Raw genomic sequence first — 13,110 nt, forward strand, 5'->3', positions numbered from 1 at the left:
TTGGCGGCCCGTCACAAAATTCCTGTCGCATCCAACACCATGAAACGTGAATGCCATTGCTCTCGAAATCCTGACCAGTTCGGTTTTCGTCCACCTCCATACATCGTTGTGCCCCACGACACCGAATTTCCGCTCACACGAATCGACGTCAATTCGACGCCCGCCGGGTCATAGCTCCATGCCTGGCGAACCGGGTAAATTCCCGACACGATCACGGGAACGCCGTATGTCCGCGAATCCCACTGCGGACTCGGCGCACCGAGCGTTGCCCACCCCACCCCCGGCACGTACTCGTTGTAGATCACATCGAGTACGCGCAGAAATGGCCTCGACGAATCCGCGATCAGGTCGCCCCGCTCGTTGAATACCTGCAGACCAAAATTTCCGGCCGTCGGCGGGACACGATCAAACAGAAAGAAGAACACCATGCATGGCCGCTCGGTGATAAACGTCAGCGTGTAGGCGTCGCCACTTCGATCGGTACGCCAAACTGTGACCCCGACACCATCGGCTGCATACACTCCATACATGGGGCCCGCCGTCGAATTGAACGAGAACGACACATTCGGCAACGTGGTGTAAAACGGCTTACCGGCATCGTTAAGCGCCAGCTGAAGCCCCCCGTTCACCGAATTCGCCGACATCGCCTGCACCATTTGATAGTTCGGCGTTGACCCGTCTATCTGGTACACACCCGTATCAGTAAATGCTTGAAATCCCGCCGGCATCAATACACTCCGAAGACGATCCAGCCCGGCACCCTCACGTACGCGTTCGACCCACTCGCGTTACCGCTATAGCGCCAGGTCACGCCCGCCCTGTCGATCGACAAAACGGGAGACGGCTCCGCGCCAGACACACGGTAAAAAATCTGATCAGGCATAAACGCCCAAAACGGTTCCCCGCCCGACATATCGGCCGCAACGCTCCCGTCATTGCCACCCGTGTGCACGATCCCGACCACCCGCCCTGCACGCGACGTCGCTTTGAGGATCGGACGGGCAGCGCCGTCGAAAATCTGAAGTCCGGCCGTCATCACCACATCCCCATGCGCACACGCAGCACGCCGTTAGCGTCATAAACTCGAACGCTGTTGCCGTCGATCACCAACCGATTGCCACTACCATTCGACGCGTTGATCTCGAAATTTCCGCTCTTATCAAGCCGCCACCCCTGACGTCCGGGAATGAAGTTGTCGGACTGGATATAGCTGCCGATCATCGCGTTCGTGATCCAACCAGCACCGATGAGCGCCTGGCGGATAAACACCTGCCCGCCCTGCACCACGAACGGCACGATCGACGCCCCGCCGTTGTCCGGATCAACCACCGCGAAACGCTGCGCCGACACCAGCACCTGCGACTCGACAATGCCTTCGTTGTTGTTGACCCCAATGCCGATGCCGGCGATGTACGTTCGACCATCCGACGTGATCTGCGTCTTGATCTGGTACGACGCCGATACACGACCATTCAGGTCCGCATACGACTGCGCAACCGTCTGTACCGCTGCGGCGTTCGCATTTGCCTGTGCGCGCACGGTCGTGATCTGCTCGGCCTGTGCACTGTCGGCATCCACGCGCGCCTGCGACTCAGCCTGAATCCCGGCTGATAGAGACGCCTGCCCGGATACCATCTGTGCGGTAACAGCTTCGATACGCTGCGCGATCGCCATGTCGGCTTCCGCACGCGCGGATTGCTCCGAATAGACGCCCGCCTTTACCTGCGTCGATCCGGCCGCGCGCCCACTGTCGCCCGCCATCGGCACATTGATTTGCGCCGACACCTTGCTGATCTGGGTTGCCAGCACGCCATCCGCATCGGCACGCGCCTTCTGCTCTGCCGCAATCGCCGCCGCGTTCGCGCCGACCGATGCCGATACCGTATCGATCCGACTCGACAGTGCGCCGTCGCCGTCGGCGCGCGCTTTTTGCTCGGCTGTAATCGCCGCCTTGTTTGCGCCGACGTCGGCCGTCACGGCGTCGACACGCTTGCCGAGCGCCGTGTCCGCGGTAGCCCGCGCCGTCACCTCCGACGAGATGGCCGCAGCGTTGTCGTTCGCCTTGCTGACGACGGTATCGATCCGCGACGACAGCGCACCGTCGGCATCGGCGCGCGCGGTTGCCTCTTGCTTGATTGCCGCCGCCGCGTCGCCGACGCTGGCAGTCACGGTATCGATACGCTGCCCGAGCGAAACGTCGGCCGCCTGACGCGCCTGCTGCTCGGACGTCACCGCGGCACCGCGCTGCCGTGCCTCTTCGGCCACCGCGTCCGCCCGATCCCGAACTTCCTTTGCGATCGCATCCGCTCGATCGCGAATCTCCTTTTCGATTGCATTCGCGTTATCCGCGACGCCATGTTGAAGGCCCGGAATCGCGTCGATCGGCTTGCGCAGATCCTCGCCCAGCGCCGAATGCGAAATCCGTCCCGCGAAATACTTTTCGTATTCGCCTTGATCGGTCGTCGGCTGCCCCTGCACCCCCGGCCCGGCCGCCGGATACCACGGCCCGACGTTCCCCGACGTGTCGACGAGTCGAGCCCAGAAATAAAACACCTGGCCAACCGCCAACCCCTGCAGCGACGTCGATGCCTGCGGATACGCATAGTCCGACAGCTTGATCGCATCGTCGCGGCTCGGCGTGCGGCTGTACCAAAGCTCGGTGCGCTGCGTATCGCCGGCTGTGCCGTCGCCCGGGAATGCCCAATCGAGATTAATCCCGAACACGATGCCGGCAGCCTTGAGCGACGCGACAGCCGGTGGCGGCGTCGTTTTGCCCTTCAGCTGCGTTTCCGCGCTGATCGCCGGCAGTGACGTAACGCCCATCACGTTCTGCGCGCGCACGCGCGCCACGTACCGCCCCTGGTAGATCCCGGGCACCTCGACCTGCAGGCCGCCCGTGCGCGGCACACTGACCCACTCGCCGTTGTCCTTCCGCCATTCCGGCAGGTACGTCACAGCGTTATCCGCAGCGTCCCACGCGATCACCATCGTCGTTTTGGAAATCCCCTGGTCGACGGCCGAATACGTCGTCACGCGCACGTTGATCGGCGGCGCCTGCACCGATGGCGGCACGACCGTCACCGGCCGCTGCTGAATCTGCGCGCCGTCATCGATCGCCGCGTACTTGCCCGGCTCGTGCATCGTCGCCGTGATCGTGTACTCGAGCAGACCATCGTCGTCACCTTCCTGAACGCTCACGACGCGATAGAGCTGCGCAGCGACCTCCGCGTTTTCCAGCATCCACACCGCACCGGGCACGGGGTCCGCGTCGAAGCGGTCGACCAGCGTGAGCACGTCGCCATCGACAGACTTCACCGCACGGTACTGCGCGACACCTGACGGCAGAATCGCGGTGAAGCGGTCGCCCGGCGCCACGGTCGGCGCCTTGTCGAGCGTGACAACATTGCCAGCCACCGCGCGAATGCGCCCGCCGATGCGTCGGCCGGCTTTTCGCGGATCGGCGATCGCGATGACCTGCCCCGGGCCGACCAGCACGCCGTCCATCCCGACCTTGAACGACACCGTGCCCGACTCGTAGCGCGACGTCAGGAGAAGCCACCGCCCGAGCCGGTGCGCCTGCGCCTGCGACGTGCACCCGAACGCCGTTACCTGCGTCTTGATGACGCCATAACGCGCGATGCCGTCGTCGTCCGGCACATACTCGACCACATGTTTGTATTGGTTCGACGGATCGTTGTAGCTGACGAGCGCCACCGTGTATCGCGTCTTGCGCTCGCTCCCCACGTAACGGAACGCCCCGTCGATCACGTTCGCCGCCGTGTAGACGTATACCGGATCGGACGGCATGTCCGCGGACGCGACCACCGCGCCCGGACCCCAGTACGAAATACCGCGGAACACGCTCGCGATATCCTGCAGCACCTTGTACGCGTCTGCCGCCGACTGGATCGCGCAGTTACACGTGAAGCGCGGTTCGACGCCACCCCTGCCGTCGGACACCTTGACGTCGCAATAGCGCGCGATCTCGTACAGCCCCCACTTGTCGATCATGGACGCGTCGACCGTCTTGCCGAGGCCGTAGCGATCGTTCAGCAGCAGATCGTAGAAAATCCACGCCGGGTTGTTCGTCCACGCCGGCTTGAATGTCCCGTCCCATGCCCCCGAGTACGTGCGCGTCTCGGGATCGTAGTTCGACGGCACCCGAATGATCAGGCCGCGAACGTGGTACGACCGCACCGGCACCTGTGAGAACGATCGCGCATCGAACGCCATGCCAACGAGCGCCGTCATCGGATACCGCAGCTTGCGGTCGATCACCTCCGTGATCGCCTCGATATTCACCGTGTCCGCGATCAACGAGCTGTGCGCGTTCGGCGTCATGCGCCGCACGCGGACCAACCAGCCGGTTGTTGCACGCGGCAACTCGATCCGGTGCGAGCGCTCGTAAAGCGACGTCGTTTTGCCATCGAATGCGGCCGACAGCACCTGCGCGTACGAGCCACCGTCGACCGACAGATCGATCGCATATTCCACGCGATAGCCGAATACGCCGGTCGCCGGATCGCTCTTTTGCAGCGCGGGCACGCCGAAGCGAATGCGGACCGCCGTCAGCTGCGTGTTTTGCACCTGCCGCACCCACGGCGCATCAGACGTCAGCGGCACGCCTACGGCCGATTCGCGCTCGACCGCCGGAAAGCCCGGCATGAATTCCTGATCGAGCGTACCCGTGCGAACGTCGACGTTGTAATTCTGGACGTTCACCGAGCCGTCGGCGTTCTGGATCGGTGTGCCGTCGAGAAAGACCGACTGCATGCCCTTCACCAGGCCGACAATCGGACCCTCCGAGATTGCGTCGAGCACCTTCGCGCGCGCGGTGGAATGCAGGCTGTCCGGCGATTCCCCACCGCCGCCGCCTCCACCGCCGCCACCCTTGGCCCCGCTAATCCGCTTCGGTCCGGATTCCGCGTAGATCTTTTTCACACCTGATCCTCTGTGTAGATGCCCGAGCTGACGACCTTCGATCCGACGACCATCTCGCCGTATACGAGCGACACCGGCTCGCCTTGGGCCGAGCTGTTCACCGGTCCGTTGAAGTAGTACGAAGTGCCGTTGTCGGCTGCACCGGCCAGCCCTGCCTGCTGCGGGCTCAGCATCTGCGTGATGCCGCCGAGCGCCATCGACACGCCCAGCCCGATCAGCGTCGGCTGACTGAACACGAAACCGACCACGGCCAGCGCCGCGCCCAGAATCGTCTGGAACAGACCGCCGCTCTTGCTGCCGATGATCACCGGCGCTATCCGGATCGCTTCGCCACCGACCGGTGCGCCGAGATCCTCTTCGGCCAGATTCCGGCGGCCGTTGAACACGGCGAACGTCAGCCCGTTGTCGCGCGCGTCGAGCAGGAATTTCCGAAAGCCAGGGATCAGGACCGACAGCGCGCGCACGGCCTCCGCCGTCGACGACACGGCCAGACGATGCACCCGACCGAATCGCGCGCCGGCGATCCCGTAAAGCCTCACCTCGCGTAGCTTTTCCGTCACTTCGCACCCCCTATACGCCTCAGCACCGTCGTGCAGCTGTCCCGCCACATCGAACCCCACGTCGCACGGCACGACAGTCGCCCGTACACGTGATGCGCGAACATGCCGTCGCCGAGATACACGCCCGCGTGATTCGGCACGCCGTTCTTGCTTCGGATCTGCATCAGCAGCACGTCGCCCGGCTCGAGCTGCACGTCGATCCCGACGTCGAGAAAGCCCGCATCCTGGTAGTGCGCGATATACAAATTCGAATGCCCGTCGTCCCACCAGCCGTTTTTTCGCTCAAAATCCGGCAGCACGACGCCAAGCTCGGCGAGATACCAGTCGCGCACCAGCGAATAGCAGTCGAGCACGCCATGCACGAATGGCCGACCATAGAGCGGCGCGGCGTAACCGCTCGGGCCGAACTCGCACCAGTCGTCGACATCGATGGCACCGTTAGCCTGCACGCCGAGCGAGACGATCACCCACAGCGGAATGCCTGAGCGTTCGCATACGGTGCGGTCCGCCATGCTCGGCTGTGCCGCGCCGTTCGGATGCGAGTGCACCAACGCGAGGATTTCGCCCATGTCCTCCGCGTCCGCGTAATCCTCGGCCGCGAGCGCGAATTGCTCGGTGGGCGCCGCCGCGATGTTGCGGCCTGGCACGTACACATCGCCGGCCGCCGTAGCGACGACAAATCCGCAGCACTCGCGCGGGTACTCGGCGAGCGCGTGCTCCGCGATCGCCTGCTTGATTCGTTCGTCCATAAAAAACCCGCCGTGCGGCGGGTCCGTGATGAGAGGTTGGCCGACGGCCTAGGCGAGCGTGTCGCACAAAAAGCCGCCGTGCGGCAGCGGGTTGTTCACGCCGTACCGGCATTCGCACCCGCTGATTTTCTGGCTACAGCGATCGAGCGCCGGGTCGCTCACCGGCCTGTCGTTCTTGTCGAAGTACACCACGCCGACATATCCGCACTCGGGCCCGCGATAGCGCCACTGGCACGTGCCGACGATCTGGCGCGCGGGCACCTGCTGCCCGCCGAAATCGAGCGGCGACGACAGCGTGAATTCGACATGCACGCCGGGTTGCTCGTCGCTTTTTTGCTCAATTCGCCACTGCTCGGGCGGCCATTGCTCGCTAGGGTCCGCGGTCGGGTTGCCGTCGGGAAAGTTCACGGCGTCGAGATACTTCGCCAGCGTGCGCCGGCGGAATACCTTCGCGCCCACAAGATCGTCCAACGCGACGCACAGCGCGGTGATCGTGCCGTTGATGTCGCCGACGGTCAGTGTCGGCGCCGGCTGCCGCGCGTCAGAGGTCCGTTGGAAGCCAGCCGCCTGAATCGGCCACGGCTTGTATTCCAGTCCCTGCCACACGATCGACGCCGACTGCAAATGACCGTGAAAGCGCAACACGTCTCCGCCGATCTCCGTGCAGTCGACTTCGAACAGCTCGATACGGCGGCCTGGTTCCAGTTGCTGGATATCGGCCGTAATCGTCATGCCTGAGTCTCGCCTTTCAGTTGAGCCAGCTCGCCCTCCAGCCGCTCCACTCGATCAGCCAGCTCTTTCGCTGCCTCGATCAGCGGGGCGACCAGCGCCTGATAATTCACGCCGAGATAATGCTCCTTGCCCTTGCCAGCGCCGATCTCGGACACGGCCCATGGAAAATGCTTCCGGAGCTCGTTCGCGATCACGCCGTAGCTTCCGGCACCGGTACTTCTTCGAACATAGGAAACGCCTCGGATTTTACGAATCCGTTCCAGTGCGTTCGGGATAGTGCGAATGTCTCGCTTCAGGCGCTTGTCCGACTGACCGTAGCTGCCGTCCGGATTGACGACAAAGCGGCCAATCTCCTGCCGCGCGTCCTGAGAAATCGTGCGCAGAATCCAACCACCGATACCAGCGCCGCGATTGGTGGTCAGGAAGCCCTGCCCTTTGCCAACGTCATCGTTCCAACTAAGGGCCACACCCTGCTCCTCAAGCCACGGCGCAGAGCCTGACACATGAATACCCCAACCATCGAAGGCGGTGCCCCCGCCGACGAATCGTCGGTTGCCACTAAGCGGAGCGTAGTTCCCAGGATTGAAGTTCCCTGCATGCCAAGGATTCTGCAGATTCCAGCTATCCCACGGGATATTTCCCCCGAACGTTGGACGGCCATCAAATGCCGGCGCGCCCTGCAGATAAAGGAGGCTCGCCTCCTGCGAATACAACGATGGCGATGCGCCGCGCTCGAGCTTGATTCGGCGAAACGCCACGCCCCATGCTGAAATGTTCGGCGCGTTATCGGCGACTCTGCTCACGCGCACATACGCGGTCCCGCTCGGCGTCTTCCCGGAAGCCGTCATGAGCGTGTAGTCCCGCTTGGTCGTAATTGGGACTGTTGAGAACGTCCCCAAAACGGTACCGGACGAATTGAAGGACTCAACCTTCATATATACCTGACCGGCATTCAAACCGTTTGTCACAATCTCCGCGGAAAGCGTCAATAGCAACCCGGGGCCGCACGCGATGTTGTTCGAATAATCCAGCACCCAGCCCGCGACATTGATCGCAGCTGAGTTGACGAAAATTGTTCCCTCCGCGCTCACGCCGGCCACGAAGCCGAAATTTGTACCGGTCCAGCATTGATTTCGCAGCTCACCGGTCGAGTTCGGTAGCAGATTGGGACTGTTCACCGAGTTCAGCCGACCGCCAATCGCGACATCGCCGCCAACACTCAAACCGCGCGACACAGACAGAAAACCGGACACAACCTCGTCCGGCAGCATTTTGCCGCGCGCAACCACATGCCAATAGGACGCTCCGTCCGATGCGTACGTGATCCAGTCACCATGAGCAAGAGTCGTGGTCTGCGTGCCGTCACTTCCCTGTAGCCCGATGTCGACTCCGACACCAACATTGAAGAAATGAACGCATGCATTGACCATTACCGAACCGGCCAAGGGCAGCACAATTTTCTTCCCGGGAACGCCGATATTCAGCCCGAACCGCACGCCGACCTGATCGGACTTGATCGTCGTGTTATCGCCCAAGATGGTGTAGCCAAGCGCGACACAGGCAGCGAGCACATCGACGTTCGCGTTATATCGTACGTTCGCGGTTCGTTGATCGTCCCCGCCGTCACCGTTTGGCGCCGAGCCGAGGTTCGCTTTTTGAAGTTGCGGCATTTTCTACCTTATGGTGCAAACGTCTGTTCAAACTGCGCCGTAATCGTGTACACGTTGCCGTTTTTCACTGGCTCGCTGTACTTCTCACACACGAATCGCCCCTGCGGCCGAAGCGGGGGCGTCCAGAAAAACGACACCGCGCCAGCGTGATCGTCGAGGAATTCGAGGATCGCCGAGATCTTTTCGGCATTCCCCACGAATCGAAGGCTGTACGACGACACACGGTTGTTGAGGCCGTCGGCCGCGCGCTGCGTATATCCATCGGCGAAACTGGCCTTTCGCACACGCAGCGTCGTATCGCCGCCGAACCCTTCAACCGTCGGCGACCAGATAAACGTGTCGGTCATCACCCCATCCCGTTTTTCAGTTTCCAGAGCGCGCCACCCTGACGACTCTCAACCGCGATCAGCCCCTGCACCATCTGCGTGAGCTTCTTCACGAACTCGGCACTCGCCATCATCTGCGTCGCGTTGCCCGTGCCGCCGTCGATCGTCACAGGGATATTCAGTTCGATCCCACCGCCCTGCGCGCCGAGCGCGGCCCCCCCGGCCGAGCCCCCGCCCACCAGGCCGCCGTTCGCAAACTTCGCGAAGCCGAGATCCTGTCCGCTGTTGATCGCCTCCAGCAGCCGAAGCACGCCCGGCTTGCGCACCGCCGCCGCCTTCACCACGAATTCCTCGTTGGAGAGCCACGCCGGAATGCTGTCGCTCGTCGACGTGCCCGGACCAGTGACGCGCCCGCCGGTCGCCAGGTGGAAACCGTACGCGTTGCCGCCACCCGCACCGAACATGTCGGACATGCCGCCAGCCACACCGCCAAGCAACGACGAGGCACTGAACCCGCCAGCGCTCGCGGCACCGAGCCCGAGCGCCGACCCGAGCGCGCCGAACACCGGCACCATCGCGGCGCGCGCGGCGAACCGCGCCAGGTCCGCGATCATGCTGTTGACCAGTCCGCGAAAATCGAGCTTGCCGGTCGACACGAACGAGGTGAGCGCGTCCTCCATGCTGCGGAACGAACTCGTAAATGCTTCCTCCGCGCGACCTGCCGCGTTCTCCGCAGATTCCTGATACAGCGCCACCGCACGGCTCGCGCCGACGCGCCAGTCGCGCTGCACAGCGAGCCGCTGCTCGACATACCCGCGCTCGCGCTCGACCTGCTCGGCCTCGGCCCGGTTGACGCGATCGATTTCCGCCAGATACTCCGGCGATCCGAGCGTGCCGTCCTTCCGCGCGCCCTTCGTGAAGTCGTCGCGCCGGCGCCGGAATTCATCGCCGACGCGACTCGTCGCCTGGTTCAGCTCGCGCGCGTTGTCGCCCATTGGCATCGCGGCCAGCTCGCGCGCGACTTCTCGTTGCCGCTCGGACGCGTAGTCCGCCAGCTCCGCGTCGATCTGCGCGCTGCGCTCCTTCAGCTTGTTGATCGCTTCGTGATAGCGAACCTCTTTCTCCAGCTGCACCGCACGGTCATACGTCGCGCGAATTGCAGCCTGGTCGCGAATCAGGCTCTTGTCGCCGTCGGTCAGCTTCGTGCGCTTCGCGGCCAGATCGGTCAGCTTCTGGTCGAACCCGATCCGATCTTTCTCCGACTGCGTGAGCTTGTCGGTTGCGACCGCCTCGACGCGCAGCTGCGCAATGCGCTGCGCGATGTTGTCGAGCATGCGCTGGCTTTCCGGCTCGGCGCGCGACCCGCCGGCCCGGCTCTTGTGCGCGAGCGCCGGCGCATTGACGCCAATGCGCGCGACCTGGCCAGCAGATTCCGACACCGTGTCGTCGAACGCCTTTTTGCCGCGCGCCGCGGCGGCCGCGAGCGCCGCGTCAGCGTTGAACCCGAATTTCTCGAATTTCTTGCTGACGAGATCCGCCTGAAACTCGGCCAGCGCGGCGGCAACAACCATCTGCTGATTCATCAGCGCGAGTTCGCGCGTCAGATTGTCGATGTTCCGCCGCGCGCCGGCCTCGGCCTTCGCGTCTTTGTCCTGGATCGCTTTTTCGAGCGATTTGTACGCGTCCGCGCGACCGGCGATCAAACCGGCTTGACGTGCTTCCGCTGTGTTCGCGCCCTTCGTTTTCGCTTCATACTCGGCGCGCTGCTGCGCAGTCATGCCGATGACGTCGGAGGCCTCTTTCAGCTTTTCGACGTATTTGTTCCAGGCCTCGGCCGCCATGCCGCCCGCGAAGAAATTGTTTTCCTCCGTGAGCTGGCGAATGCCGTCGGTCGCACCGCGCGCAGCTGCATCCATCGCGGCGAGCGTGCGCGTGCCCTTGTCCGCGGCGGCGCCGGCCGTGTCGATCGCCGACGCGGCCTGCACCAGCTCGGCGCGCAGTTCGTCGCCGCCCTTCGTCGCGTCGATGAATACACCGACCAGCGACGCAAGCTCGCGCGATTTCTCGTCGACGCCGAGGTTCTCGGTCTTGATCCGGTTCAGCCCTTCAATGAACCGATCGAGCGCGACCTGATTCTCGTCCGTGATGATCGGCGCGCTATCGCCAATGCCTGGCACGATGACGCTCTGCGACGCGCGCGCCGCGAGGCCCGCGTACGCGTCCGCTACATCGCTACGCGCCGCGGTCTGCGCCTGCTTTGCCCGATTGCGCTCGACCTCCTGCAGCAACGGCGACAGCTGCCGATACTTCTCGATGATCTGGTCGAGCGGCGCCTGCATGTCGATCAGGCTCGACGTCGCGCTGCCCGCATGATCGCGAAATACCAGCCAGTTCACCGCGGCGCCGAGCGCCACCGTGCCGACCGTCGCAATGATGCCGGGCAGGCCGCCCATCACCGACAGAAGGCCGGACCCCACCGTGCGCATCAGCGAGCCCGCGCGCGCGGCAGCAGTCTGCGCAACGGCCGCGCGCTCGGTCGCCGCGGCCAGACCCGCCGTTGCGGCCGTCGCCCCGCGCTCGGCCCGTTCACGCGCCTGCGTCGCGGCCGCGACTTCGCGCTCGGCTACCGCGAGCCCCTTCTCGGTTTCGGCCAACGCCGCCGCGTACCGCGTCTGATCGACCGTACCCTTGGCCGCCGCAGCCTCCAGCGCCACACGGCGCTGCTGCGCCAGCGCGAGGGACGCCTCGGCCCGTTCCAGCTCGCCCTGCGCCGCCGCCGTCTCGCGAGCGATCACCGCCGCGTACGGCGTGCCGGCGATCCGCGTGCCGATTTCCTGGCTGTTCGCCAGATTCGACCGCGCCGTCGCGACCTGCGCCACCGCGCTCGCCTCGATCGCGCGCGCCTCGGCCAGCTTCGCCTGCGTGTACTGGATCGACCCGGCCGTCAGCGCCGACTGCATCGCGAGGCTTTCGCGCATCGCGCGCATGCCGGCCAGCTCGGCCACCGCGGCAACCTCTGCCGCCTGCGCGTTCTGCAGCTTCGCCGCGGCCGCATCGCGGTCGCTCTGGGCCTTCGTAATCGTGACGAGCGCTGCCGCATTTTCGGCCTGTGCCTTCGCGATCAGCGCCTGCCGCTCGGCGTTCCACGCGATGGCGGACTTGCTGACGGCCACTGTGGTCTGCGCGAAATAGACCCCGAGCCGACCGGCCGCGAGCGACGCGCTGATCGTGACGATCTCGTCGAGGTGATCAGCAACGTAGACCACGCTCTGGGCGAGCTTCGCGCTCGCGCCGGTCGCCTCGTTCGCGTGCCCAACGTACGCGATGATTTCCGTTTGCAGGCGCGTCATCGCCTGCCCGACCGTCATGTCCACCTTGCCGAACAGCGCGTCCGTGCTCGACCCGGCGTTCTTCAGCGCGTCGATCAGGCTTTCGACGGTCAGCTTGCCGTCCTCGGCCAGCGCCTTCAGTTCGGACGTGCCCTTGCCCATCCCGCGCGCGATCGCGTCGGCAACGCCCGGCAGTTCCTCGAGCACGCTCTTCAGATCCTGCCCGCGCAGCTGGCCGGAGGCGAATGCCTGCCCCAGCTGCACGATGCCGAGCCGCGCCGTGTCGGCCGATACGCCCGACAGCGCCACCGCCTTACTGATCGTTTCGACCAGCGGGCCGACCTGCTTAATCGACAGGCCGAGGTGCGATGTGTTGTTCGCGATCCGCTGATACAGCTCGGCCGTCGCGTCGAGCGGCTGACGTGTCGACTGCGCGATCCGCAGCACGTCGCCTTGCGCGATGGCGAAATCGATCTGATCCCGCGTGACGATCTTGAGCCGGTTGCTCAGGTTCGTCCATTCGTCGGCATACTCGATCAGCTGGTGCACACCGAACGCCGCGGCAGCAGCTTGCGCATATGCCGTAAGCGAGCCGCGCGCGGCCTCGATCGCACGCACCGTCACCTGCACGCTCGACGCGTTGGACGCGAACGCCGCGTCAGCGGCGCGGCCTCCATCCCGGACCGCATTGAAATAGCCGCTGGCCGTCGACCCAAGCTGCTGCATGCGTCGGTCGTACTGGGTCGTATTTGCGGTAACGCTGACGATCAGCTCGCGGAGACTCGTTCCCATATTTCCTATCC

The 13,110-nt window shown here is 64.3% G+C and carries 9 protein-coding genes; all 9 read right to left on the reverse strand.

Annotated features, from left to right (window positions below):
- Positions 1 to 11 precede the first annotated feature (11 nt).
- Genes WS96_RS03895 through WS96_RS03935 form a run of 9 tightly spaced genes read right to left on the reverse strand, consistent with a single transcriptional unit; the run spans position 12 to position 13,099 of the window.
- Positions 12 to 728: a hypothetical protein gene (locus WS96_RS03895; RefSeq protein WP_059830784.1), complete on the reverse strand. Its 717-nt coding sequence runs from the start codon at positions 726 to 728 to the stop codon at positions 12 to 14.
- On the reverse strand, positions 728 to 1,036 hold the full coding sequence (locus WS96_RS34330) for a hypothetical protein (RefSeq protein ID WP_257127931.1): 309 nt from the start codon (positions 1,034 to 1,036) through the stop codon (positions 728 to 730). The genes WS96_RS03895 and WS96_RS34330 overlap by 1 nt, the downstream gene beginning before the upstream one ends.
- A complete protein-coding gene (locus WS96_RS03905; RefSeq protein WP_059830788.1) occupies positions 1,036 to 4,941 on the reverse strand; it encodes a phage tail protein in 3,906 nt (1,301 codons plus the stop codon). Before WS96_RS03905 ends, WS96_RS34330 begins: the two co-directional genes overlap by 1 nt.
- Positions 4,938 to 5,501, reverse strand: coding sequence for a tail assembly protein (locus tag WS96_RS03910; protein WP_059830790.1), 564 nt, complete (start codon positions 5,499 to 5,501; stop codon positions 4,938 to 4,940). Before WS96_RS03910 ends, WS96_RS03905 begins: the two co-directional genes overlap by 4 nt.
- Positions 5,498 to 6,250 (reverse strand): C40 family peptidase, encoded by a 753-nt coding sequence (locus WS96_RS03915; RefSeq protein WP_059830792.1) that lies wholly within the window; start codon positions 6,248 to 6,250, stop codon positions 5,498 to 5,500. Before WS96_RS03915 ends, WS96_RS03910 begins: the two co-directional genes overlap by 4 nt.
- 48 nt (positions 6,251 to 6,298) lie before the next feature.
- A complete protein-coding gene (locus tag WS96_RS03920; RefSeq protein WP_059830794.1) occupies positions 6,299 to 6,982 on the reverse strand; it encodes a phage minor tail protein L in 684 nt (227 codons plus the stop codon).
- On the reverse strand, positions 6,979 to 8,652 hold the full coding sequence (locus tag WS96_RS03925; RefSeq protein ID WP_059830795.1) for a tail fiber domain-containing protein: 1,674 nt from the start codon (positions 8,650 to 8,652) through the stop codon (positions 6,979 to 6,981). The genes WS96_RS03920 and WS96_RS03925 overlap by 4 nt, the downstream gene beginning before the upstream one ends.
- 8 nt (positions 8,653 to 8,660) lie before the next feature.
- A complete protein-coding gene (locus tag WS96_RS03930) occupies positions 8,661 to 8,999 on the reverse strand; it encodes a phage tail protein (protein WP_034207214.1) in 339 nt (112 codons plus the stop codon).
- Positions 8,999 to 13,099 carry a phage tail tape measure protein gene (locus WS96_RS03935; RefSeq protein WP_059830797.1) on the reverse strand — a complete coding sequence of 1,367 codons (4,101 nt, stop codon included), beginning with the start codon at positions 13,097 to 13,099 and terminating at the stop codon, positions 8,999 to 9,001. The genes WS96_RS03930 and WS96_RS03935 overlap by 1 nt, the downstream gene beginning before the upstream one ends.
- Positions 13,100 to 13,110: the final 11 nt, after the last annotated feature.

Origin of the sequence: Burkholderia sp. MSMB1835 (genome assembly GCF_001526365.1) — a bacterium.
Classification (GTDB): domain Bacteria; phylum Pseudomonadota; class Gammaproteobacteria; order Burkholderiales; family Burkholderiaceae; genus Burkholderia.